The sequence below is a fragment of the Paenibacillus sp. alder61 genome (assembly GCF_020179875.1).
In the GTDB taxonomy this organism is placed as follows: Bacteria; Bacillota; Bacilli; order Paenibacillales; family Paenibacillaceae; genus Fontibacillus; species Fontibacillus faecis.
In genome coordinates, this window is sequence record NZ_JAIUDG010000019.1 from 74,865 (window position 1) to 100,068 (window position 25,204).

21 protein-coding genes are annotated in these 25,204 nt (G+C 52.4%); 5 read left to right on the forward strand and 16 right to left on the reverse strand.

Going from position 1 to position 25,204, the window contains the following annotated elements; translation table 11 throughout:
- Positions 1 to 241 precede the first annotated feature (241 nt).
- The 4 genes from LBW89_RS19650 to LBW89_RS19665 all read right to left on the reverse strand — a co-directional run bounded on the left by LBW89_RS19650 (position 242) and on the right by LBW89_RS19665 (position 8,680).
- The gene (locus tag LBW89_RS19650) at positions 242 to 5,524 is read right to left on the reverse strand and encodes a tandem-95 repeat protein (protein ID WP_225039952.1); all 5,283 of its coding nucleotides are present in this window, start codon (positions 5,522 to 5,524) and stop codon (positions 242 to 244) included.
- Between the two features lie 215 nt (positions 5,525 to 5,739).
- Positions 5,740 to 6,633 carry a hypothetical protein gene (locus LBW89_RS19655; protein ID WP_225039953.1) on the reverse strand — a complete coding sequence of 298 codons (894 nt, stop codon included), beginning with the start codon at positions 6,631 to 6,633 and terminating at the stop codon, positions 5,740 to 5,742.
- Between the two features lie 117 nt (positions 6,634 to 6,750).
- Positions 6,751 to 7,956 (reverse strand): MFS transporter, encoded by a 1,206-nt coding sequence (locus tag LBW89_RS19660; RefSeq protein WP_225039956.1) that lies wholly within the window; start codon positions 7,954 to 7,956, stop codon positions 6,751 to 6,753.
- Between the two features lie 139 nt (positions 7,957 to 8,095).
- Complete coding sequence (locus LBW89_RS19665) at positions 8,096 to 8,680, reverse strand: TetR/AcrR family transcriptional regulator (RefSeq protein ID WP_148457687.1); 585 nt, start codon at positions 8,678 to 8,680, stop codon at positions 8,096 to 8,098.
- Between the two features lie 206 nt (positions 8,681 to 8,886).
- Between LBW89_RS19665 and LBW89_RS19670 the strand changes: the two genes are divergently transcribed.
- Positions 8,887 to 10,593 (forward strand): DUF4127 family protein, encoded by a 1,707-nt coding sequence (locus LBW89_RS19670; protein WP_225039958.1) that lies wholly within the window; start codon positions 8,887 to 8,889, stop codon positions 10,591 to 10,593.
- 95 nt (positions 10,594 to 10,688) lie between these two features.
- On the opposite strand, the gene LBW89_RS19675 is transcribed toward LBW89_RS19670, so the two are convergent.
- From LBW89_RS19675 to LBW89_RS19715, 9 genes are all read right to left on the reverse strand, one after another.
- Positions 10,689 to 12,035 (reverse strand): LLM class flavin-dependent oxidoreductase, encoded by a 1,347-nt coding sequence (locus LBW89_RS19675; RefSeq protein ID WP_225039960.1) that lies wholly within the window; start codon positions 12,033 to 12,035, stop codon positions 10,689 to 10,691.
- Positions 12,036 to 12,130: 95 nt separating this feature from the next.
- Entirely contained in the window at positions 12,131 to 12,598 is a 468-nt protein-coding gene (locus tag LBW89_RS19680) for a DinB family protein (RefSeq protein WP_148457690.1), read from the reverse strand.
- Positions 12,595 to 13,773, reverse strand: coding sequence for a M20 peptidase aminoacylase family protein (locus tag LBW89_RS19685; protein WP_225039961.1), 1,179 nt, complete (start codon positions 13,771 to 13,773; stop codon positions 12,595 to 12,597). The genes LBW89_RS19680 and LBW89_RS19685 overlap by 4 nt, the downstream gene beginning before the upstream one ends.
- Positions 13,774 to 13,802: 29 nt before the next feature.
- Positions 13,803 to 14,852 (reverse strand): LLM class flavin-dependent oxidoreductase, encoded by a 1,050-nt coding sequence (locus LBW89_RS19690; protein WP_225039962.1) that lies wholly within the window; start codon positions 14,850 to 14,852, stop codon positions 13,803 to 13,805.
- 12 nt (positions 14,853 to 14,864) lie between these two features.
- The gene (locus LBW89_RS19695; RefSeq protein ID WP_213505733.1) at positions 14,865 to 15,617 is read right to left on the reverse strand and encodes an amino acid ABC transporter ATP-binding protein; all 753 of its coding nucleotides are present in this window, start codon (positions 15,615 to 15,617) and stop codon (positions 14,865 to 14,867) included.
- Entirely contained in the window at positions 15,614 to 16,324 is a 711-nt protein-coding gene (locus LBW89_RS19700) for an amino acid ABC transporter permease (RefSeq protein WP_225039965.1), read from the reverse strand. Before LBW89_RS19700 ends, LBW89_RS19695 begins: the two co-directional genes overlap by 4 nt.
- Positions 16,321 to 17,106: an amino acid ABC transporter permease gene (locus LBW89_RS19705; RefSeq protein WP_148457694.1), complete on the reverse strand. Its 786-nt coding sequence runs from the start codon at positions 17,104 to 17,106 to the stop codon at positions 16,321 to 16,323. Before LBW89_RS19705 ends, LBW89_RS19700 begins: the two co-directional genes overlap by 4 nt.
- Positions 17,107 to 17,138: 32 nt before the next feature.
- The gene (locus LBW89_RS19710) at positions 17,139 to 17,972 is read right to left on the reverse strand and encodes a transporter substrate-binding domain-containing protein (protein WP_225039967.1); all 834 of its coding nucleotides are present in this window, start codon (positions 17,970 to 17,972) and stop codon (positions 17,139 to 17,141) included.
- 134 nt (positions 17,973 to 18,106) lie between these two features.
- Positions 18,107 to 18,988 (reverse strand): LysR family transcriptional regulator, encoded by an 882-nt coding sequence (locus LBW89_RS19715; RefSeq protein WP_148457696.1) that lies wholly within the window; start codon positions 18,986 to 18,988, stop codon positions 18,107 to 18,109.
- Positions 18,989 to 19,257: 269 nt separating this feature from the next.
- Between LBW89_RS19715 and LBW89_RS19720 the strand changes: the two genes are divergently transcribed.
- Entirely contained in the window at positions 19,258 to 19,809 is a 552-nt protein-coding gene (locus LBW89_RS19720; protein ID WP_225039968.1) for a GNAT family N-acetyltransferase, read from the forward strand.
- Between the two features lie 102 nt (positions 19,810 to 19,911).
- Here the strand turns inward: LBW89_RS19720 and murI are convergent, their stop codons facing one another.
- Positions 19,912 to 20,700 (reverse strand): glutamate racemase, encoded by a 789-nt coding sequence (gene murI, locus LBW89_RS19725; protein ID WP_225039970.1) that lies wholly within the window; start codon positions 20,698 to 20,700, stop codon positions 19,912 to 19,914.
- Between the two features lie 210 nt (positions 20,701 to 20,910).
- Between murI and LBW89_RS19730 the strand changes: the two genes are divergently transcribed.
- Positions 20,911 to 21,651: a hypothetical protein gene (locus tag LBW89_RS19730; protein ID WP_225039971.1), complete on the forward strand. Its 741-nt coding sequence runs from the start codon at positions 20,911 to 20,913 to the stop codon at positions 21,649 to 21,651.
- Here the strand turns inward: LBW89_RS19730 and LBW89_RS19735 are convergent, their stop codons facing one another.
- Complete coding sequence (locus LBW89_RS19735; protein ID WP_225039973.1) at positions 21,652 to 22,488, reverse strand: SPL family radical SAM protein; 837 nt, start codon at positions 22,486 to 22,488, stop codon at positions 21,652 to 21,654.
- A gap of 151 nt (positions 22,489 to 22,639) precedes the next feature.
- A complete protein-coding gene (locus LBW89_RS19740; RefSeq protein WP_225039975.1) occupies positions 22,640 to 23,311 on the reverse strand; it encodes a L,D-transpeptidase family protein in 672 nt (223 codons plus the stop codon).
- A gap of 227 nt (positions 23,312 to 23,538) precedes the next feature.
- Between LBW89_RS19740 and LBW89_RS19745 the strand changes: the two genes are divergently transcribed.
- Positions 23,539 to 24,213, forward strand: a complete 675-nt coding sequence (locus LBW89_RS19745; RefSeq protein WP_225039977.1) for an SOS response-associated peptidase — start codon at positions 23,539 to 23,541, stop codon at positions 24,211 to 24,213.
- A 116-nt stretch (positions 24,214 to 24,329) separates the two neighbouring features.
- Positions 24,330 to 25,196 carry a helix-turn-helix domain-containing protein gene (locus LBW89_RS19750; protein ID WP_225039979.1) on the forward strand — a complete coding sequence of 289 codons (867 nt, stop codon included), beginning with the start codon at positions 24,330 to 24,332 and terminating at the stop codon, positions 25,194 to 25,196.
- Positions 25,197 to 25,204: the final 8 nt, after the last annotated feature.

The window sequence follows — 25,204 nt, forward strand, 5'->3', positions numbered from 1 at the left end:
CGGCCCATATCACTGCATAAAGTAACATAATCATCCAAGTCGCAAAGCTGATCCCTCGAATAAGTTTTTCATGCTTTGTTTTGTTATCTCTATCTTCCATAAGACGTCAAGACTCCATTCATTATTAGCTTCGTTTTTTCTATAATATCCCTTCCCTGGGTATTCGTCTATCTTACAGAAGAAAGCCAACCGGTATTGGGTATACTGGTTGGCTTTTGTTTAGCTTCTTACTGGCTATTTACTACTCGTCCTCGGCAGCGATCTCCACGGTAACGTTCTTATGCACTCGCAGGTTCCGGGAGGCCGATTCGATATCGGGCGCAGCCCAGCTCGCTGGATGGACATCGGACCATCCGGACTCGCCGATCTCTTGGCGATCCAACAGCGGGCGCCCGAAGAGCCGGTTCAGTACAGCGATGGCTTCCGCGCGCGACATCGTCTGGTTCGGACGGAATGAACCATCCTCGTATCCGAGCATGTACCCCGCCTCACGTACCGCGTAAATGGCGCCGGCCGCCCAATGACCTTGGGTATCGGTAAACGCCGCGTTTGTATTTGCAAGTTCAAGCCCTTGCAGTCTGGACGCAATGACCGCCATTTCCGCGCGGGTTACTCCAGCCTCCGGGCGGAACCGCCCCTCCAGATCGCCGGAAAGAATGCCCGCCCCGGTCAGTTGGAGAACCGCTTTCGCGGCCCAATGCGACGCCGCCAGATCGGAGTACGGATTTACGGCGCCTTCGCTGAATTCCGTTTGGACGGCGATCAACCTGGCCATCTCGGCGCGCGTCACGGATTCGGTAGGGTGGAATTTCCCGTCCGGATAACCGGAGATATACCGTAAATAAGTTTTGTAGTCCGCTTCCGTAGAAATAATCGTGAATGTGCTAAATTTCCGGACGTCGATTTCAATGCCGATCGGATGCCCTGTTTCATCGTAAACCGGCTGTCCGAACTCGAGCTCTTTCTCCCCGTCGCTGTGTTCGATGAACACCGCCAAACCGTTTAAGAAGTTCTTACGATCCTGGGCATCCTCGGGAAGATCAATACCTGTCAGCGGAAACATGACTTTCGTGGCCCGATTTGTGTAATTCGTTTCGATCGTCATCGGTTGACCGACGGCACGCGCGTTCCGGCCCCTGGCGTACTCCCGGAACTCCTGTGCCGACTCTACCCGATCTTGAACCGTTTCGGTTTCGGACGTTTTACGAATCGGGACGACCCGGAAATAAAGGTCTTTTCCATCATCGTTCAGTTGGCCTAACGTATCTAAAGGCAAACTGATCTTGGCACCGCCCGCCTCGATGGCTAGCCCCAATCTCCCTTCTTTAAGCTTCAAAAGAGCTTCCTTGGAAATGCTGACATTGACTTCATCGGCAGGCTGGCCGGGAATGTCGTCGACGACGATTCTTGCCGTGCCGGCGCCGGAGGCTGCGGCTTTTGCCACGATTTCGTCAGCCTTTGATTTTCCGAATGTCACCGAGTCTACAGCAACCCCGTTCTTCAGGGTACGGGTAATTTCGACCCGCGCAACATTCTCTTCACTCTCCCCTGCTACTACCTTGGCCTGACGGATTACCGGAGAGGGACTTGCCGGAGTAAGTTCATCCGGGGGATTGGAATTTGAGTTCGAATTTGAGTTCGAATTTGAGTTCGAATCCGAGGACGGATTCGAACCGGAACCGGAATCAGGCCTTGGTCCCGGCGTCGGAACCGGATCCGGTTTCGTGTCTGGAATCGGCTCCGGCTTGTTTGGCATGGCCGCTCGCGTAATATCCACGTCATACATTTTAATAGCTCCGCCTGGGGCTGTGACGATGATGGTCACATAATTAACGCCGTCGGCCAGGGACAAGTTTCTCGAAGTTCCCGCCAGTCCGTTAATCGTTACCGTTGCCGCCGGATCTTCCAGGTAGGCCGAAACAGTGATGGAGCTTGTTTCACCTGGAACTTCCGCGGAGTAAGACGTTACGCCGGGTTCGAACAAAGGGGTCAGGGCTGCGGAACCGATCGACAAATCCACCAACTCGTCGGAAATGACCTGGACCGTCCTGGTGGCTTCTGGGGCTGCATTTCCGCTGTCATCCTTTAAGTTGTATCGTAGAATATAAGATCCTATTACGCCGGAGTAAACATCCCCCGTTACGGTAACCCGATCCGTCAAATCACCGTCGACTTCGTCTTCAGCGGAATAGCCGGGTTCTACATATGGCTCACCCTTCAACAGATACATTAACGATTCACCGGCTAAGGTAATAAAAGGCTGATCTTCATCCAATATATAAAAACTGGCTTCCGCCGTATACGTTTTCGGATCGTCATTTTCGCCGGTTCGGCCGTTATCGCTGACCGTATAATTGAATTTGGCCAGGCCGGAGAACCGGTCCGACGGTCTGAACTCGACGCGGCCGTTGGCCAGTTCGACCGATCCTCCTTCCACCGCTTGAACGTCGGTAATCGTCAAGGACTGCCACTGCGTTTCATCAAGCGGGCCTGCCTCATCGTTAGCCGTAAGTTCGTTAAAGGTGAAATTGACTTGCTCGGTCCCTTTCTTGACCTTGCCTAATCGGTCGTCTTTTGCCACCGGCGCGTCATTGACTTCGGTTACATGGACGACCGCTTCCGCTGCATCGCTCAGCAATGCCCCGTTCCCATCCGCCGCCGCCTGGACCATGAAGCCGAATCCCGAGCTTCCATGGGCGTTTTCATTAGGCATAAACTTCAAGCCGTCGGCACCTTCCGAAACCGAGATGAACTCCCCATCCTGGATCGGTGTTGAACCGTTATGTTGAAAGAGTCTCCCCCCGGTGATGCCGCTGATTTTGAAATGCGTCGCCGACGCTCCTCCGCCATCCGTCGGAGTAATCACGAGACCGGTTGAATTCATGGTATCCTCTTCCGTCTCCGTTCCGGTAACTTGCGGACGATCGGTGATCGGAGCTACGGTGATAAAAGCAAGGGCCTGGCTTTCCAGCCCGCCGTCATCCGCTACCCGATAACGGAACGAGGCAATATCCCGAAAACCCGGTTCAGGCGTGAATACCACATTGCCCGAGTCATCAAGACGCACATCTCCCCCGCGAACCTTTTCCACCGAGATAATCCGCAACGTTTGTCCAAGCTCATTATCCGCTCCTTTGCTGTCGTTTTTGAGCAACTCGGACGCAAGAATCGTATGTTCGCCCGAATTTTCCGGCACCGCTTCCAGATGATCGTCATCGACCGCCACCGGAGCGTCGTTAACGGCATGAACTATAATCGTCACCATCGCGGGGGCGCTCAGCCCCCTGCCGTCTTGATCCATCGCGGCCTGTACCTGAAACGAGAAAGCGTCTCCGGCCTGACTGTTGGCGTTAGGGTTTGGCGAAAACTTCAATCCGAGCGAACCTTCGCTCATGGCTACGTAACTGTTCGCCGGAATCGGGGTAGTTCCGTCATTTTTGTACAACGTGCCTCCCTGAATATCGGTGATCTTCAAATACTGAATATCCACTCCGTCAAAAGCGTTTCGTCCAATCTGCAAGCCTTCGGAGGTTTGCGTGTCTTCCTCCGTGACGCCATCAGTTACGACGGGGACGTCCGCCATCGAGCGGATCGTGAACGAAACGGTTCCTTCCGTCTCTTCCGGCGACACCTCACCATGGGTCGTCCCGTTATCCGTCAATTTATATTTGAAGCTCGCCGCACCGTTATAGTTCGGCTTTGGCGTAAAGACCAGGTCGCCGTTATCCAACCTTACGGTTCCGCTCTCCGAATCGTTAACCGGCGTAATCGTCAAGGTCTGGTCGTTCTCGTTTATGGGGCCGGCGGAGTCGTTTTGCAGCAAATGAGAAATCGGGATACGCACGGGATCGGCGTCTTCGTCAATATCGTCCCACGTATCGTTGAGGGCGACGGGAGGATCGTTGACTTCGGTTACCGTAATTTGAGCGTGCACCTTTTCGCTTAATTTTTTGCCATCGGTCTCCGGAGCAGCTTGCACAGAAAACCCGAATCCGGAAGTGCCATGCGCATTCGGACTCGGCGTGAATTTCAACCCTGCAAGGCCTTCGGACACCGTAATGTAGGAACCTTCGGGGATCGGGGTTGTTCCATTGGTTTTAAACAAGGTTCCCCCGGCGATTTCGGAAATTTTATAGTAGTTGGTTGGCGCTCCGATCGCTGAGTTTGCCGTAATGACAAGACCGTTTTGGGTCTGCTGGTCCTCGGCCGTCGCGGCGTCGATCACGCTTGGGGTGTCGGCGACAGCTTCGATCTGGAAGGTGACTATAGCTTCATTTTCACTGGTCTTCGGGTCGGGATTTCCCCCGGTTAATCCGTTATCTTGAACCTTATAAGTAAAAGAGGCCGGTCCTGCATAATTGTGCGCGGGCGTGAAAATAACGCTATTTCCGTCTTGGGAGATCTTTGCCGTACCGACACTCGGGTCAGCTGAGACCGAAGCGATCCGCAGCGTGTCGTTTTCGTTAACCGCGCCCGAATCGTCATTCCCGAGCAATTGCGAGGCGAGAATCGTATAATCGCCCGAATTTTGTTCGATCGACGGAAGCGCGTCGTCATGCGCGATCGGACTGTCGTTCACCGCGGTGACAGTAATGCGCGCCTCAGCCGTGCCGCTCAAACCTTTACCGGCGGCGTCCTGCGCCGCTTGCATCAGGAAAGAGAAGGTTCCATCGACGCTGTTGGCGTTTGGATTCGGAACGAATTTCAACCCGGCCGAACCTTCCGCCGAAGTGATGAATTCTCCATCGTGGATGGCGACCGTATCATTAAAGCGGTACAATTTACCTCCCGTAATGCTTGTGATCTTGAAGTGCGTCACATCCGAGGTATCTCCCGGAACCTTGGCAACGACGAGCCCTTCGGCCACAGCATCTTCCTGAACGGTCCCGTAGATCGCGCCTGGCGGTTGGGAAGGCGTAACGGGCGGAGCCGCATTTTCCGTTACCAACACAAGCTCCGGTTGATCGAAGGGGGCATCATCGGAATTATAGAATATTTCCAGATAGTCCATGTTTCCGCCAAATGTCTCATTCGCAAGCAAGGCAAAAGAAACGATCCCGTCCGTTTGCCGCGATACAAAATCGGTGACATCGTATTCAAGCCAACCCGGCCGTAGATCGCCCCCCGTTTTCGTTTCCAACGCTTGGTCCGTATCATTCAGGGGAAAGGAATCCCCCCAGGCATCGACCGTGGATCCATAGAGTGTCAAAAAAGGAATCAGTTCAGCATCACTTTTTTCAATAGCTTCGACTTTAATGCGCAGTTTAGCCGAGGTAACCGACTGCCCGGTGAGATCGGGCAGCTGGAACTGGAGTGCCGACCGATAATACGCTATTACGGCATCCGCCGATTTTCCCACAAGGTTCTGCTCTATATCCATGATAACGTTGGGCGGCTTTCCCCAAGTTCCGTCCTGCAGCAATGTCGGCTGCATCGGGCTTGCCTTGGCCTGCCCATAGAAAGCATGTTGCGGAGTCAAAGCGATAAGCGATGATACCGCGAGGATGGCGATCTTTTTTTTCATCTAAAAAACTCCCCCAAAAACTCAAAATGTTGAGCAAAGACCGCACAGTGTTCTGCTATTTCGTAACGGTATGTGAGAATCATTGTATAGAAACATTCGACAAAAGTCGACATATTTTTACCACTCCGACCTGGTTTCACCAGCATCTATTTTGCCGACGCAGAAAATAAAAAAAGCGCCATTGGCGCTATGAAAATTTCATTTTCTGACAGAACCTAACCCAACTTATGTTGGAGTATAACCGCCAGTTCTTCTACGCTCTCCCAAACAATGGGACGAATCTCTTCGATTCCGGGAAGTTGTATATGGGCCCCACTGCTGTGAACCGTCCAAATGATCGGGATATTCAAACCGAACGCATAACCGGCCGCAAAATAAACTTCGGAAGATTGCCCCGTTAAATCGGCGATCATCAGTTTACTCTCCGAGATTCTTTCCAAAGAGAATTCCTCTTCCCCGTTTTTCGCACCCGAAAGCGTAACAACGCGAGGCTGGTAGCCGTACTTCTCGATTTTTGGCAGCAGTCCGCCGAGCCACTCCGATCGCAGCTCTTCCTGATCAGGAAGAAGCACGGAGCACGGGGTCCGTTTTTTTCCTCCGCCGATAGCGGCTGCTTCGCTCCACCCCTTTTCGGTAAGCTGAAAGTTGATTCCCTCTCGGACGAGCAGATGCTCGTTCCTCAACTTATCGATAATGTACACCAGTTCTTGTAGATTGGGAGAATACGTCAGGTTATAGTTGCTGGAGAGCGGATGAATGACGACCGATTCCCCCGGATTGCCGGCGTGTCTGTATAAGTACTGAAGTAAACGATGTCCTTTGTCCTCAAGGGTCAGGGGAATTTCTGGCGAGTTTGCGATGGATTCCAAATCGTTGACGGTTAGCGTAACCTTATCATCAGAGTCCGTCCGCTCCCGGATATAAGCGGATATTAAATGAAACATCTCTCTCTTCTTTTGGTGCGTGAACGACTGGATAGCTTCATAGCTGTCTGACCGCAGGCTGTAGTATCCGCCGGGAGAACAGGAGCAGCCTATATATCTGTCATAATTGCTTTCCGATTTAGTAGGGACAATCTCATCGCAAAATAAACAGCGTTTTTTCATCATGTTAGCGTATCACCTCTTCATGGTTTGCTCCCCCTCCTACCTTACCAAGATTTTTTCGAAAAATAGACAAGAAAAATTTCCCTGAACCCAGTCAATAGGGAACCCAAGTCGTGTGCATCAAGCCGCTTTTCCCTTTCTTTCCGTAAGGAAATACACCAAGGCCAGGACGGGAAAAAGAACGCCAAGCCACATCGCCGCTTTCCATCCGCCCGTCGCGTAAGCCCATCCCCCGACTGCGGAGCCTATGGCCCCACCGGCAAAAAAGATCGCCATATACAAACCGTTCAGCCGGCTTCGCACCTCAGCTCCCAAAGCGAAGATCGCCCGCTGCCCCAATACCAGGTTGGCGGAAACGCCCATATCCAGCAAAATAGCGGCAAGCACCAGGACAACGACGGAGAGCAACGAACCTCCGGCAAACACAATCGGCAAAATGCCGGAAAGAATCACCAGCGCGATGGATATAACGGTCGCCGGACGGATCAGGCCCCGATCGGCAAAGCGGCCCGCTATAGGCGCGGCTGCCGCTCCGGATACCCCCGCCAAAGCGAACAAGGCGACACCGGTGGACGAAAAATGGAACAACGGACTCGTCAAAACGAGGGGAACGGTCGTCCAAAACAGACTGAACATGGCGAACAGGCAGGCGTGATAAAGGGCCCGGCGCCGTAAAATCGGCGTCGTCTTCAACAGCTGCAGCATGGATGAGAGGATTTCCGGGTAGTTGAGCGTGATTTGCGGCCGTCTTGCCGGAAGCAATTTGGCCAAAACAAGAGCCAGCACCAGAAGCAGAACAGAAGAAAGAATAAAGATCGCACTCCAGCCGAAGTAATTTTCCACCAAACTCGAAACCGGACGGGCCAGCATAATGCCGAGTAACAAACCGCTCATTACGTTGCCGACATTGCGTCCTCTTGTCTCATCGGGGGACAGATGGGCCGCATAGGGAACCAGAACCTGAGCCGCTACGGACCCAACACCTATAAACAACGAGGCGGCAAGAAACCATGCCGCGCTCCGGACTTCGGCGGCGACGATCAATACACCGGCCGTCAGCACCAACAACGTCACCACCAGCTTGCGATTCTCCAGCAAATCTCCCAAGGGGACGATAAATAATAAGCCGATTCCGTAGCCGATTTGGGTGAGTGTGACGATTAAACCGGCAGCTCCCGAAGACAAACCAACCGCCGCACTGATCGATTCCACCAGCGGCTGGGTATAGTACAGATTTGCCGCGATGAGACCGCACGCCACAGCAAGAATCAGCATGATCCCAGACGAAACGGCACTTTCCACTTTTTTCTTCACGATGGTAGTCATCCAAAAACATCTCCTTTAATGGGATACTTCTTCCTAATATCGGAACGATCATTCCGTTTTGGATACACTCGACCTGCCTTCTTCGCTTCGAACAGAAGGTTTTTTTGGAATGATTGTTCCATTTTGTTTAAAAAAAATATTACAGCATCTCTAAGACCGCATTCATCATGGCGCGGACTTTTTGAATATCGCCTTGGCTCCTGGCGATCACATTGATGCCGTGGTTCAGATTCAGCAGCAGGTAAGAGAACATTTTAATATCTTTATCCGGAGCGATTTCCCCCGTCTCTTGCCCTTTCTTCAACTTCTCATAGAACAGCCGTTCCAACTCCGTAAATCTTTCGCGAATCGCCTCCCGCAACGGCTCATCTACCTCATCCAGACCGATCGATGCATTCGTGATCAGACATCCTTTAGGGAAAGCTTCGCCATGCGCGGCAAAAGCGTTCGTGATATGTACCTCAAAATACTGGCGGATGCCCTCGATAGCGGTAGGAGCTTGGATCAGCAGATCGCGTTTTTTTTGCGACATTTTCTTGTAATATTGAATAGCTTCTAAATAAAGCGTCTGTTTATCCTGAAATGTTTCATACAAACTGGATCTGCTTAACCCCATGGAATCCAACAAATCCGGTATGCTGGTCGCCGCATATCCCTTTTCCCAAAAAACGACCATCGCTTGACGTAGCACGTGCTCCCGGTCAAACTCTTTGGTCCGTCCCATACTACCTCCTCCTTTCGAGTTCAAGTATAATCCAACTGGAATGAATAGTCCAGTATTTTTTTCATTTCCGTTACAGGCGGGTAAAGGCAACTTAAGCCCCCTTTTTCTACCATTTTAAAAAAAGGAATTGCCGGTTGTATCCTTGTCCCTATTATTGCCTATATAAGTGAAAGCATGTTGATCCTCATTTTGAAAGGAGTAGAAATATGAAGAAGATCTTATACGTACCGTTAGATGACCGGCCGGTCAATTTGGATGATGTCATTCGGCAAGGGCAATCCGCAGGGCTGCAGCTCATTACGCCCAGAAGGTCCGATATCCGGAATCGGCTTGATTCCGTAGCGGACGCTTGTGACGATCAGCTTCTCGGCACATCATCACCCCGCTTCGGCCGCACGGCTAATATCCGTGAATTTATCTTGGAACACGCCGCATCGGTCGACGGCTTTATCATTTCCATCGATATGCTTGTTTATGGCGGGCTTATCGGCAGCAGGCGTCTGCGGACGAGCGGAGGCGGCATGTACCCGGAATATGATGCCGATGCGACTCATCTGCTCGATGTGATTCGAAAGGTGAAGCGGCAATACCCTCGCAAGCCGGTTTATGTGCTTGATACGATCATGCGGCTGGCCACAAACACGTTTGTCGAGAATCTAAATTTTGACGCCTATACGGAAGCCCGGAACCATATGGGTCAGCCTAGGCAGCCGTTCACTGAATTCAACGAGATTATAAATGGATACGACCTATCGATTGACGGCACTCCTTACGGGGACACTATCTATTTTAATAAGAATCACTACTACCATGCGCGCCAACATAAATTTAAAACTAACCTGTACGTTTTGGACCAGCTTGTCAAGCCCGGATATATTGATTTTCTGGCCGTTGGTGTGGACGATGCGAAGACGGAAGGCGTTCAGATCAATGAAATCCGTTTCGTGGAAAATTATATTAACCAGGCTTTAGGCGGCAGCGGCGGGCAAAATCCGGACCGAGCGATTATCCTGCCGGATGCGGACGGTTTGGGACATTCCCTCTTGGCCCGCATGGCGAACCAGTTGCATAGGGAAGGTGCCAAAACGAAAGTCAGCATTCAATATTACGGTCCTCATGGTTCCACAATCATTAATCCGTATGAATACATGAATTTGCATGAAAACCTTCTGCGGCATATCGATATCATCGGCGGTCAGTTTGTTTCGGAAGATCCGGATATGGAGGTGATTGCCGTCACCGCAGCGGACCGGGCTTCCGATGCCGCTAACAGAGTAGCAAGCAACGGAAGCGATCATCAGGCTACCGTGGTGGTTGATTTTGTAGGAGGGGGAGCCTCCGATTCCGCTGTAACGGAAGCGTTGTTGGCAAGTTCCTGCACCGGGCGTATCCTGGGTTACAGCGCGTGGAACACCGCGGGGAATAAAATCGGAATTTCCCTCGGCATGGGACAAGCCCGCTATGCGTTTCTGGTTACGGAGAAGCATCCCGCCGCGCTTGGCAAGGCGGTTAATGCCCACGGTTCCCTCCTGTTCAAGCGTTTTCTGAAAGACTACTATTATAAAACGATGGCCATAGCCGAAGTCCGGAATTATTCAAGAAGCCACATGAAATATACGAACCTGCCGCAAAGTGTAGCCGATCAAAATATGCTCATTTTCAATACGCCGTCCGATTTTCAACATTTGACCGAACTGCTTCGGGATCAGATGCAAACCTATACGGACCTGCTTCGTACCAAACCCGCTTTTCTGAGGGGTGACACGTCCAAAGCGTATAATGTTCGGCAAATTCAAGGTTCTAACTGGTCGTTGGCGGAATACAGGAGAGCCGAACTGGATCGTGACAATCCGCAGTATATTTGGGGACGCGCCTTTGAAATAACGCTTAATCCAACGGTTGTTCTTCACTGATCAAACCATAAAAAGGCTGAACAGCGACCTGATCCCGGATCAAACCGAAGACTCCGGGATCGGCCGCTGTTCTTTCGTTTAAGGCCTCGTGCTTTTTAGGTCGGCGTGACGAGGGCTTTTTGTTTTGCGTAACGGTTTTCGGGCACCGGCAATCCCAAATTGCCGCGCAATGTATCACTCTCGTACTCGGTCCGGTATAACCCTCTTTCCTGCAGAATCGGCACCACGTACTCCACGAAGTCCTCAAGCCCTCTCGGTACGCCCGCGGCAATCATAAAGCCGTCCGCGGCGTCCCCTTCAAACCATTGCTGAATTCGGTCGGCCACCTGCTCCGGCGTCCCGATGAAATCGCCGCGCGGCGTCGCCGCCCGCAGCGCCACTTCCCGAAGGGTAAGCCCTTTCTCCCTGGCATCCTTCTTGATTTTATCCGTGCCGCTCCGGAAGCTGTTCTTCCCGAGATCGCCCAGGTCGGGGAACGGCTCATCCAACGGATATTGCGAGAAGTCGTGATGCTCGAAGAAGCGGCCAAGATAATCGAGCGCATTCTCGATCGTCACAAGGCTCGCCACTTCCCGGTATTTCAGCTCCGCCTCCTCCGGGGTGCGCCCGATAATCGGACTGATCCCCGGAAAGATCAGCACTTCGTCCGGCCGGCGTCCGTACGAGACCGCGCGGGACTTCACGTCCTTATAAAAAGCTGCGGCATCCTCCAAACTTTCATGACCGGTGAAGACGGCATCGGCTTCCTTCGAGGCGTAATTCTTCCCGACTTCGGACGCTCCCGCCTGGAAAATGACCGGCTGCCCCTGCTTCGAACGGGCGATATTAAGCGGTCCCTTCACCGTGAAGAACTCTCCCTCATGATTCAGCGTGTGCATCTTGGCGGGATCGAAGAACACTCCCGTCTCCTTGTTTCGCACGAAAGCGTCGTCTTCCCACGAATCCCAGAGACCGCGGGTGACCTCCAAAAATTCCGTAGCGATCCGGTACCGTTTGTCATGCTCGGGATGTTCCGTCTTTCCGTTCCTGCCGTAGTTTAACGCGGAGCCTTCGAGCGGCGAAGTCACCACGTTCCAGCCGGCGCGGCCGCCGCTGAGTTGATCCAGGGACGCGAACTGGCGCGCCACGGTAAAAGGGTCGCTGTACGAAGTGGAAAGCGTGCCGACGAGTCCGATATGCCGGCTGACCGACGCCAAGGCGCTCAAGAGGGTGATGGGCTCGAACCGATTCAGGAAATGGGGAATGGATTTCTCGGTAATATATAGGCCATCGGCAATAAAAATCAGATCAAACTTCCCCTCCTCGGCCTTTCGTATCCAGTTCTTGTAGAGCCCGAAATTTACGCTGGCGTCAGGCTGTGCATCGGGATGCCGCCACATCGACGTTCCTCCTCCCACACCGTGAAGAAGCGCGCCTAGCTTCAATTGCTTCTGCTTTGCCATATTTCCCATTCCTCCCTTATGAATGATGCTACGGACTTCGGCGCTTCGCTTTCGTCCTGCGTCTTGCGGCCCCTAAGCGCACTGTCCCGCGCAGCTCAAACCGGCGCGGCCGCCTGCTTGATGCGCTCGATCTGGCCCAGATGGTTCTCCACATGCCGGATGAATCCACGGACGATATCCGCCACACTGACGATCTCCCCCTTCGCGTTGACGGCGGTTTGGTCGAAATCCGCTCGCTTCAGCCGCCTTAGAAGCTGCGCATTATAATGCAGCAGGGCCGTGAACGTCTCCAAAATATCGGACACGGCGCCTTCGTTGGCATATTGCCCGCTGATCCAAGCGTCTTGGTTGAATAAGGGCAGCCGCTCCTCCGTTCCCGCCAAAATATCGCGAAGGCGAAACGAGGTGATTATACTGTGATCAACCAGATGGGCTAACACTTCCTGCACGCTCCACACCTTCGGCGCCTGCTTCCACTGCAGCTGTTCCGCGCTTAGTCCTTCAATGGCGTCTAGCAGCCGCTGACGGGTATTTAAAAAGGTTTCGATGAAATCGCCGCTCATACCCTCTCCTCCATTCGACTTACTTTCCATGTCTCAAGCGCCTTTTCCGCCAGTTTCGTAAAAAAATCCACGCTGACCGGAACGGCCTTCTCATCCAGATCGAATGCCGGATGATGCCATTCGTGGGGGCCTGCGGTCCCCATGAACACGAACAGGCCGGGTATTTCCCGTTGATATACGGCAAAATCTTCGCCGGCGGGCGACGGCGCGGGAACCACCGCCTCGTAGCCAAGTTCGGCTGCCGTTTCCCGGCCGATCTCGGCCAGGGCGGCGTCATTGATTACGGGAGGCGGGCCCCCGATCCAGCGGACGGCCGCCGTTGTATCGAAGGCGGCGGCGACGCCCGCTACAACCCGGCTGAATCGTTCCAGCACCCGTCGCCTTACGTTCTCGTCAAAGGTGCGGATCGTCCCTTCCAGCACCGCTCTGTCCGGGATGACGTTCCAGGTCGTCCCGCCATGCAGCTTCGTCACGCTGACGACCACGCTCTCCAGAGGACTCACACTCCGGCTGACGATCGACTGCAGCGCCGTCACGATGTGGGACGCCGTCACGATCGGGTCCAGCCCCGCCTCGGGAACGGCGGCATGCGAGCCTCGGCCGGCCACCTCCACGATGAATCCGTCGGCCGCCGCCATCAGCGGGCCTTCTTTGATGCCGATCGTGCCGACAGGCAGGTCCGGCTTATTGTGCATCCCGAATATCGCCCGGACCCCCTCCAGCGCCCCGCTGTCGATAACCTGACGGGCGCCCTTGGCCTTCTCTTCGGCCGGCTGGAAGATCAGGCGGACCGTCCCCGGAAGGTCGTGTTCCCTCTCTTTTAGAGCATGGGCCGTGCCGATCAGCGCCGCGGTATGAAAATCGTGCCCGCAAGCATGCATCCGGCCCGGTATCTCCGAAGCGAAAGGCAATCCGGTCTCCTCCTGGACGGGAAGCGCGTCGATGTCCGCGCGCAGGGCGATGACCGGCCCCTCCCGATACCCGCCCACTTCGGCGACAATGCCGGTCGCTAGCGGAACGTCCAGGATGCGAATGCCGGCTTCCCCCAGCCATTCCCGGATGCGGCGAGTCGTCTCGAACTCCTCGCCCGACAGCTCCGGGTAACGGTGGAGCCGGCGCCGGATTTCAATGAAGCGGTCGGCTTTGGCTTCGCCGATTGTTGTTGGATATGGCATAAGACTCACCTGCCTCCTTGTCGTCGCTCTTATTCGTTTATGCCTCCTCCGGCAACGGTTTGAAAGGCCGCCGTGGAGCTTTCCGCCACCGCGGCATACAGCAGTTCGAACGAGCGAACCCGTTTGTCGAAAGACTCGATAGGACTCGTCACGATGAATTCGTCGATGCCGGATGCCCGCTGCAGCTCCAGGAGCTTGGCGCGGACGGTCTCCTTCGTCCCTTTCGTCACCGCGGGCTCCAGCTCTTCGATCGAATACGGCTCGCCGGATTGCCGCCCGAATTCCTCCGCTTGCTTCAACGTTCCGAGCGTCAGCGACCTGCCGCCGGCCAGATGGATCCGGACAAGCGTCCGCGCCGCGGCCAGCCTCTCCGCCTCCGCCTCGGTATCGGCCACGACGACCGAGAGCGCCAGCAAGACCTGCGGTTCCGTCCCGTGGGAGCCGTTAAAACCCCGGCGATAGCTCCGAATCGCCTCCAGCGCCGCGCCCTCGTCCCCATTGATGAAGAGGGAAAAGACATAAGGGAGGCCGAGCTCGGCCGCAATCTCGGCGCTGGCGGTGCTTGCGCCGAGGACATACAGCTCCGGCGCCGTCTCCGGCAGCGGAGCGGCACGCAGTCCGGCGAGCGGATGATCTTCGTCCAGCTTGTTGTGGACGAAATTCCGGAGCTCGACGATTTTCTCCGTCAGCGACGCCGGGTCTGGCCCGCCGCGCTGGAGCGCCCGCGTACTGCGGGGCAAGCCTCCCGGCGCGCGGCCGATGCCGAGATCCACGCGGCCGGGGGCGAGCGACGCCAGGACGTTAAAGTTTTCGGCCACTTTGTACGGGCTGTAATGCTGGAGCATAACGCCGCCCGAGCCGACGCGGATGCGCTTGGTCTTCGCTAGCAGATAGGCGATGAGCACTTCCGGCGAAGAACCGGCCACTTGATCCGAATCATGATGCTCGGATACCCAGAATCGCCGGAACCCGAGCTCTTCGGCCTTGCGGGCCAGCGCCACGGTATGCGCAAACGCTTCCTCCGCCGTTTCTCCCGGATAGATCGGACTTTGGTCCAGCACGCTAATCGTTAATCCCATGTCTTTCGCCTCCTAAATACTATAATTCGGCACCGGCGCGATCCGCTTAAGGAATTGCCGGGTCCGTTCTTCCCGGGGATTCTGGAACAGCTCCGCAGGCGTTCCCTCCTCCACAATGACGCCGCCGTCCATAAACACGACGCGGTTGGCCACGTCCCTGGCGAATCCCATTTCATGGGTCACTACGATCATGGTGATGCCCTCCTTGGCGATTCGGCGAATCACTTCAAGCACTTCCCCCACCAGTTCGGGATCGAGGGCCGAGGTCGGCTCGTCGAACAGGATGACTTCCGGCTCGAGGGCCAGCGCTCTGGCAATCCCCACCCGCTGCTGCTGCCCGCCCGAGAGCTGGCTCGGATAAGCGTCCAGCTTGCCGGCAAGCCCCACCTTTTCCAGCAGGGCCGCGCTCTTCTCCCTCGCCTTGGCCTTCGGCCATTTTTGGACGACGATCAACCCTTCCATCACATTTTCCAGCGCCGTCTTATGCCGGAACAGATTATACTGCTGGAAGACCATGGCCGATCGCTGCCGAAGCTCGTGGATCTCTTTCTTGGAAGCGCGCCTGCAGCGAAGCGAGAAGCTGCCGATTGCTATTTCCCCGCCGTTTGGCTGCTCCAGATAGTTCATGCACCGCAGCAGCGTCGTTTTGCCGGAACCGCTTGGTCCGAGAATCACGACCACTTCGCCCGTGTTCACCGTCAAGTCGATTGACTTCAGCACCTGTTGCCTGCCGAACGATTTGGATAGATTCGTCAGCTTGATCATGTGATACCTCCCCTGTTATACAATGTGATACGCTTTTCGATGACAGCGCTCAGCCGTTCGAGGAGGAGGGTTAATCCCCAGAAAATCCCCGCTGCGGCCAGATAGGATTCGAAAAATTTCCAATTGGTCGAAGCAACGATCTGTGCCTTTGCGTTGATGTCCACAACGGACACCGTAAAAGCGAGCGAGGAGCCGTGCAGCATGCCGATGACCGAGTTGGACAGGTTCGGCAAGCTTGCCGCCAGTGCCTGGGGGAGGATAATCCGTTTTAAGGCTTGCGGCGTGGCCATACCGACGGAATACGCCGCTTCGAATTGCCCCCGGTCCACCGCCAGCAGGCCCGAGCGGATGACCTCCGACATATAGGCTCCTGCCGTAATCGAAAAGGAAACGAAGGCAAAACCGATCATCGGAATCGCGGCCGGATCAAACTTCCATCCCATCCCGGCTGACAGTACCTCCAGCAGCATCGGAAGTCCAAAGTAGATCAGCAGCAAATGGGTCAGCATGGGAGTTCCCCGAATGAAGGTCACATAGCCGGCGGAGAGTTGGCTCAGCACGGGAACCTGATACAAACGGGCAAATGCCGTAAGCAGACCGATGACAAAGCCTGCCGTAACGGACACAACCGTAATCAGCAGCGTAGTCGGAACGGCGGACAGGAGGTTGAGGAACGCGGTCCAGATAAACGAGGGATCGATGTTCAAAGCTTCACGCCTCCTTTCCCGGTTTCCAATCCGGCGGCGAATCGCCGGCGGAGTCCCTTTCTCCGCAGCCCGAACGGCTGCTTCGTCGGCGCCTCCGGAGCCTCATGCTTCCTCAGCCGAAGTTCGGCTCTGAGCAGCAGTTTCTGCAGCGTCATACTGACGGCCAGATAGATGGCGGCCAGCGCCAGGTACGCCTCGACAAAATGCTGGGTAATGCTTCCGAGGGTCTGCGCCTTCCCTGTCATCTCCATGAGCCCGAGGGTAAAAGCCAATGAAGTGTCTTTCAGCAGGGCAATAACCGTGTTGGAAAAAACAGGTAGCGCGATGCCGAGCGCCTGGGGCAGGATGATCCTGCTAAAGGCCTGATGACGCTTCATCCCGATCGCATAGGCGGCTTCAACCTGGCCCCGGTCCACGGCCATGACCGAGGCTCTGATCATCTCCGACATGGATGCGCCCGTGTGAAGACCGTACGTCAGGATAACGAATAGCAGCACTGGTGTCCGGGACAAGTCGACGTCAACCAGCTTCAGGATTTCGGGCAAACCGTAATAAAACAGGAACAATTGGATCAAGATCGGCGTTCCCCGGAAAAAGGACACATATACCTTGGAGAACGTCCCGACTAAGGGGACGTTGTACAAGCGGGGCAGCGCGATCAGGAAGCCGACCACGATCCCGAGCAATAAAGATCCGGCGACAATAAGAAGCGTAATGCCGAGCGTGGCCGCCAGCTTGGGCAGGAAATCAAGCACATACGAGAAATCGAAAGGCGCACCCATTAACTCCCCTTCTCCCTATTTTGGTGATCGCATCATTGGCTAAAGTCGTCTCCCAACCACTCCCGGCTAAGTTTAGAGAGTGTCCCGTCGGATTTCAATTCCCGAATCGCCTTGTCTATGGCGTCCGATAGTTTCTGGCTTTCCGGATCATTCTTGCGGAAGACGAATAGAATGTCCCCTTCGGAGAGCGGTTCACCCGTCGTCTTCAGCTTTCCTTCCGGATCGATCAGCGGCAGCGTGAAGTCCGCCCCGATCGTGGCTTCCACCCGCCCTGTCGTGATCTGGCTAACCGTGTCATTCGCCGCGCCGTTCTGATAGACGATATCGATCGCATTACCGTTCTCCTTGTTGTAATTCTCCAGGATTTGGGCGGCTGCGCTGGTGGCGCCCGTCAGCACTTTTTTTCCCTTCAGGTCGTCCAGAGTTTGGATACTGTCGTCATGATCTTTGGCTACGATGATTCTGTTCCGCCAGTGCGCATACGGCTCCTTATTGAACAAGTATTTTTCCGTACGCTCCGGGTTCTTCTCCATTTCATGGGCAACGAAGTCGATTTTCCTCGTCTCCAGACTAAGCAGCAGGTTCGCGAATTCCTGGGTTTGAAACTCGAATTCGTACTCCGGCAGCCGCTTGTCGATCTCCCGAACCAATTCGACGTCATACCCGGTCAGTTTCCCGTTTTCATCGATAAAGCAGATGCGAGGAAAAGACGTGCCCGTGCCGACGATAATCTTCGTCCTATTCTCCCCTGCGGCTTGTACCTGGCCCTCCTTCTGCACTCCGTTGCTTTGTGAGCCGCCGCCGCATCCCGCGATCACCCCAGCAAGCAGAATGACAATCACGGCTCCTAATGAAGATGGTTTCATCGCCTTTTCCCCCTTCCAACACGTTCAAACATTAACCAATAAATCTCATGTGTTTAGTATGATTTGGTTTGACACTTACTTTAACGCGATTTAAAGGGCGCGTCTAATAGAGTTTTTCTATGCATCCATCCAAATCATCGATAAGACCAAGGAACGCCCCACTCCAGCAAGGCGTCCAAAAACACGGTGTTTTGGCCTGTCAAGGCGACGAGATGGGTTTGTAGGGAGATCCCCGCGGTTTCGGTGATTTCCACCGGGATCAGCAATCCTTCCATCTCCTCGTGCCTGGCGCATAATCCCGGAAGGAAACAGATGCCCGCTCCTCCAAGGACGAGCTTCTTGGCCGTCTCGGCATTGTCCACCTGGAAAACGATATTCGGCGGCTGCTCCAAGCTTTCGAATACCCTGTGAATTCTTAGCCAGTCAAGGGATCCGCACTCGAAGAAGACGAGCGGCTCATGCCGTAGATCCCGGATCGAGGCTTTTCCCGCTGCCGCCAGGGGATGGTCGCGATATACATACAAACGGATCGGATCCTCGAATAAAGGATAAGATTGGAAGGCCGGGTTCATCTGCTTTCGGACGAAGGCCACATCGATTTCCTTGGCCGTCAGCCTGCCGGCGAGTTCATCCGTTCCAGCTGTAGTCAGTTTAAAGTGAATGCCCGGAAACCGGCGGCTCAGCGCCGTCAATAGATCCGGCATGAGATAATTGGATACCGACACGGTGCTGCCGATTCTCAGCTCGTTGGGAAGGGTGTGTTTGGATTGCAGATGATGCTTTCCTTTTTGGAAGGTGTGCAGGATCTCTTGGGCATAGGGTAAAAACTGTTTGCCTTTGTCGGTAAGAAGGATTTGTTTCCCGAGCCGGTCGAACAGCCTGCAATCCAGTTCCCGTTCCAGCGACTGAATCCGCGCCGTCACCGTCGGCTGTGACAAATAAAGCACGTCGGCCGCCTTGTTAAAGCTCCCGTAATGATTAATGTAGACAAAAGCTTCGATATTCTCGATATTCAAGGTAATCCCCCCAGTTCACTATAATTCCTATTTATCCAATTAGTTTAGGTGGTTTATATGCAAGAAATGGTGAATAATTATCCTTATCTTAGGCAGATGACAATTTTATGTCAATCTTATTGGAGTTCAATGTCTTATAGAATTTATTAATCAATGTATTAATATTAATAATTTCCTATGTGATTAATTGGTTTAAATTGATATACTATGCACAGTCTTTTGGGGCATCCAGCCCTTAAGTATCCAATAAATGAGTAAGGAGTGGTCGGATGAAAACCGTTCAGGAAGTGACGATTCGGGATGCGCGGGACGGGGAGCGCGAAGCCATTGCCAACCTGATGCTGGAAGCCTATCAACAGTACGCGTATGATCTGCCCGGGACCCGGTGGGAGGAGTACTCCCAATCCATACGCGACTCTGTTTACGGCGAGGTTCCCTATGCCCGCATCGTGGCAGAGTTGGAAGGAATTATTGTGGGAAGCGTCCAGCTCTTCCTCTCCTCTCAAGAGGCGTATGGCAAGCCGGAAATGGGCATTTCTTCTCCGATTATCCGACTTCTCGCCGTATCTCCGGCTGCGCGAGGACGCGGCATCGCCACGCAACTGATTCGCGAAGCGGCGGTGAGATCTCTTCGACTCGGTGCCTCGACGTTGTATTTGCATACGTCGGACATGATGGCGTCCGCCGTCCGGCTGTACGAGCGGCTCGGCTTTGAACGCGCTTATGAAACGGATACCTACAACAGCGAAACGCTGGTCAAGGGGTATCGGCTTTGCCTTTCCGATTCTTCGCTTCTTCCGTCGTCAACCCCGCCCTTTTAAAGCAAGCATTATTTTTTTTTAAAAGTAAGGTAACTAAAAAAAGCATACCTCCTGTGCCGGTAGGGTAACTACGGCCTAGGAGGTATTTTTCGTGTTGCATCTTTAATTTAATTTCTCCAGATCATCCAACATCTCAAAAAGCCCTTTATATTTTGACAATGTGTCTTTGTCCTCAACTTTGGTTCCCGACTTATAGAATTCGATGTCCCCTTTTCCCTCGTTAATTTGATTCTTATCTTCGAGGATACGTTTCAGGTGATTTGCCGTTCCTATACTTCCGGAAATCAAGTCAACTTCATCGGGGAAAAATTTACGAAGAGCCTTTACGAAGTAGGGAAAATGAGTACATCCGAGTACCACGGTTCCATACTGCCTCAAATCCAAAGCGGATAGCTCCTTTTCTAAATAAGGAATTACGCTGTTCTCGTCAAATTCAAATTTCTCAGCCAATTCCACAAGTCCCGGAAGAGGCAAGCTGTCAACGATGTCTCCGTGAGCTACCTTGCTGATCAGATCATGATACTTCTTCTCTTTTAAGGTTAAATTGGTGGCCAACACCAGAACCTTTTTACGTTTCCCTTCCCATCTCTCCACCGCCGGTTTAACTGCCGGCTCAATCCCCAGAATCGGAAACTCATACCGCCGCCGAAGTTCTTCAATGACAATGCTCGTGGCGGTATTGCAAGCGATGACCAGTGCTTTTACATTTTGTTGCGCGATAAATTCAACCGCGTCAAGGATATATTTCCGTACTTCTTCTTTCGATTTTTCGCCATAAGGAACGTGGGCCGTGTCGGCATAAAAGATGTAATCCTCTTTCGGTAAGAGTCGGATCGCTTGATGGAGTACGGTTAATCCGCCGATTCCGGAATCAAAAAAGCCGATCTTCATGTTTTTCACTCTTCTCTTTGTTAGTTAATTCTGTGCAATTCTTGAGACATCGATTGAACCTGTCTCCTCAGTGGTTTGGTTTGAAAGAACAATCCGAAAAAATTGTACCATATCCTAAGGAATCGACGATAAAAAATCAACAAAAACTTATGATTTTCCAGATATTAACCGATGTAATTATAGAATAAGTTTACATAGAGGTGATATTGTATGAAAATTGGCGGCAATTTCGCTAACAATCCGTTGTATAACGGAAAAATCCAAGCAATTGATCCGAATGGCAAGGACATCCTCGCGATCAAGAACCGGGTGGCGCATAGCCTTGATAACCAGGAGAAGGCAAAGGAAAATCTAACGCGGGAGGAGCTGCAGACCACTCCGCAAGAGAAACCAAGCGCTTTGCTAGACAGGGGCAAGTCACAGGAAAATTTAATCAACAAAGGTCTTGGTGTAATGGACGGAATCGAAGAAGCCTATCAGAGCTCGCTATCCCAAAGTCTCGATCCACTGCGCGCCAAGCTGGAAGAAGTAGACACATCGAATTTAGATCAGGAGAAAAAAGACGCCATGAAATCCGCCATTCAACAGGAAATGCAGCAGACGGAGCAGGCGCTTAAGCATTTTTACGGAAGTTTCCAACAGGCCATCACCAAGCTTTATGACAAGCTGACAGGAGGAGGCTTTCAACGGGTGTTGGATGATCAGGGCGGCCCTCCCCTGAAAGGCGATTTAACCATGCCCGAATCTTTAAAACAGGAACTCGGACCCGAATGGACGAAACAATTATTGCTTCCGGAAAGTGACGTGGGCGGGTTGCTGCAGAAACTTTTGGAATCAAGTGTCGACGGAAACCTGAACTTCAGCCTTCTCGATCATTACGAAACATATATCTCACAGGCTGCTTCCCGAACATCACCGTCAGGCAAAAATCGCTTGAATGTCCTAGTATAGTTAGTTTAGGGGAAAAGCCCCGCTTTTCGACACACCTATCATTTCAGCAGGATAAAATTTTCTGAAGTATTTTTCTACGTTGGCGTGAATATCCGGCCGGTACCACTTTGTTAGGTCATGGGCTTCAAATAGTTCAGGCATTCCTAGGCGTTTGGACCGCCGGCCGTTCATTCCGTCTCCTATATTCAACGTGTCGATCCAAATCCGATCCACCGCCCCATCCATCATTTTAGGAAAATCAGGGGTAAAGGGCAGTACCGGAGAAACGGAAGCTTGAGTAGATACGCCCGCATCATGTATCGTTTTCAATGCCTTTAACCGCAATGGAATTCCGGGGGCATACGGCGCAAAGATCCGTCGAATATCGTCCCGGTCCGTTTCGATCGTCATGGATACGAGGACTTCACATTTATTCTTTAAGGCGACCAAAAGATCAAGGTCTCGGGTAACGATCGGGCTCCTTGTTTGGATTTGCAGGAAATCGGGCGGATGCTCGATCATTTCTTGAAGGACTTTTCTTGTGATTTCCGCTTTCCGTTCGATCGGTTGATAAGGGTCCGTTGCCGAGGACATGAAAATATGGATCGGTTTGTTTTTTCGACGTAGCCCGATGACTTCACGCCGATAATTATCCGCAGCGTTGATTTTAATATCCACCCACTCGCCCCAGGAAATGTCCTTGAACTGTTGAATCGGCAATTCTCTGACGTAACAATAATGGCAAGAAAAGGCGCAGCCGCTGTACGGATTTAAGGAGTGGGTAAATCCTACGCTTAAATATCCCCTGGCCTCGCTCAATATTTTCTTCGATATAATCTCATTGATTTCAATGGGCATGTAATCATCCCCTATCCCGCCTATATCAGGCTGTCTAATCATCCTCTATAGTTTATACTATCTCATTATACAAAACATATGTTCTCCATCCAACAAAAAAGCCGCGTTTCCGCGACTCCATCCGTGCTAACCCATTCCGCTCCCTTTTATCTCATTCGATCAAACCCATTTGTTCATAAACCTGACGAGAAACAACCCCATTTGGAATCAGGTGATGGTCTCTCTGATATTTTTTCAGGGCCTCGGTTGTACTCGCTTTGAATCTCCCGTTACAAACCCCGTGAAAATATCCGGCGCTCCTTAAACGGGATTGTATAAGCTGTACGTCTCCCCCTGCATCCCCTTCAGCCAGATCCCTGGGATTATGGTTCAGGTCGCCAAGCACATGCCCGTATATTCTTACCGGAGTACCGACGGGAATCCAGTCGTATAATTCAACCACATCCTTGTTAAACATCCGGACGCATCCATGGCTGAGGTGCTGGCCTATCGAATACGGTTTATTCGTGCCGTGAATTCCGAAATGTCCCCAGGGTACGTTTAAGCCGATCCACCGTGGACCGAAAGAAGGACCCCAATTCGTACCTTTATAGATGACTTTAAAATCCCCGACAGGTGTCGGAGTCGACGGATTCCCTACGGCAACGGAATAGGTCTTGACAACTTGACCATGATCAAGAACAAGCAATTTATGCCGCATGGGGTAGATTTCAATTTCAAGACGATGGGGTTCTTTTTTAGCCGATATGGCGGAAGCTGATGAATCCAGCACGCTTAATACAACCAGTGCGATAAGAACAATCTTACGATTCAATGTGAGCATTCTGGATCACCCGTTTTCATTTCATTTTTTTCGAACAATTATATATTCTTATTCCTTATCTTTTTTTATTCAGTATTTTTAGCCGATTCTAGACCTTCCTTTGGTCCTTATCGTAGGTTCCCCCTTATCGCTGCGCCGGCTGGAAAAGTTAATTTTTTCCTGGGACAAATGAATAATTTTCCTCCTTTGGCAAACAATACGAGAAATCAAAAGGAGGCTGAAGCTTAATGTGTCAACGTTTTTCCATGGCGGCCGAGCTGCCTGAGGTTCAAGAACATTTCGAGATCGAGCGCGTGATGTTTTATTATAGAAACCGTTATAATATCCGACCGACACAGCCCATGTCTGTCGTACTTCAGCAAAACGGGGAGCGGATTCTGGATGAGTTTCGCTGGGGGTTCATCCCCTATTGGGGAAAAGATGCGGTCAATGCGGATCTAAGAAATGTGCATCGGAATCCGACCTATCGCAAATTGGTGGACAAGCAGCGGTGCATTATACCCTGCAACGGCTTTTACTATTGGAAACAAGAAGGGAAGCGGGCTTACCCGGTGCGGGTCGTCATGAAAAACCGCGGGATGTTCGGAGTGGCCGGTCTTTACGAGATTTGGCGGGATACAAGAGGAGAACCGCTCCGTACTTGCACCTTGGTCATGACGGAAGCCAATTTGCTGATCGGGGAATTTGAGAGCCGGATGCCGGCGATTTTGTCCAAGGAGGACATAAGCCGGTGGCTCGATGAAGAGACTTACGACTTGGAGGCGCTGAATCCGATTCTGCGTCCCTATTCGTCGGAAGAGATGATTTCGTATGCGGTGACACCGCTGATTGATATTCACGGAAACGACTCGGATGAATGTATTCGGGAGATGGATCTCAAACGGGCGTGGGTTAAGCGTTAATTCCCCCACGCCCCACCCTCCCCTTGCATCTAAATCACAGCAAAATATATCAAGTCTAGTATCTTAAGATGTTGTAAGATAGTCGGTGTCAGGAGGTGGTTTCCATATACGAGGAAATGATTCAGCGTAGTCTATCCTATGTTGAGCAGCATTTATACGAGAATCCCGGCCTTGATGACTTGGCAAGAGAAACGGGTTTTTCCAAATACCATTTTCACAGGATGTTTAAAAAGTATGTAGGTAAAAATATCTCACAATACATCCGTTCTCGAAAAATGGCCTGCGCGGTAGACCTGCTGCTATATACCGATGAAAGGGTTCTCGATATCGCTTTATTAACAGGTTTTGAAAGCCATGAAGCCTTTACCAGAGCATTCGGTAAAATCTATGGCTTGACCCCATCAAAATACAGAGAGCAGATGAGGGTATTTATTAAACAAAAGGGAGATGAGAAATTGAACAAAATAAAAGGATGGTTGTTTACAGGTACCACACCGGAGAAATATAGTTGCGAACTGGACAAGAAAGTTTTTATAAACAGTAACTGCTCCGTTACCCTACGCGCAAATGAAGGGGAAACCTTTCATGACAATGATTTCGGTACTCTTATGCAGCAATTTCAGGCGGCCGATTTTCTGGGGAAAAGAGTGCGCTTCTCGGGTTTTGTAAAGTCGGAGAACATCACCGGCTGGAGCGGTCTGTGGATGCGTATCGATGATAAATCAGAGAATATTCTGGGCTTTGACAACATGGAGCCCCGATGTATTAAAGGGACGACAGAATGGAATCATTATGCTTGCGTCCTGGATGTCCCAGAGGAAGCCAACCGGATTAATATCGGCGTTCTTCTATCCGGTTATGGACAGGTGTGGTTAAGTTCTTGCAGCTTTGAAGAAGTGGGGAAAGATATACCGGTAACCGATTCACTGGCTGCTGCAGATAAATACCCCCGCCAACCTCAAAATCTGAATTTCTCAGACTAGTTACGGGG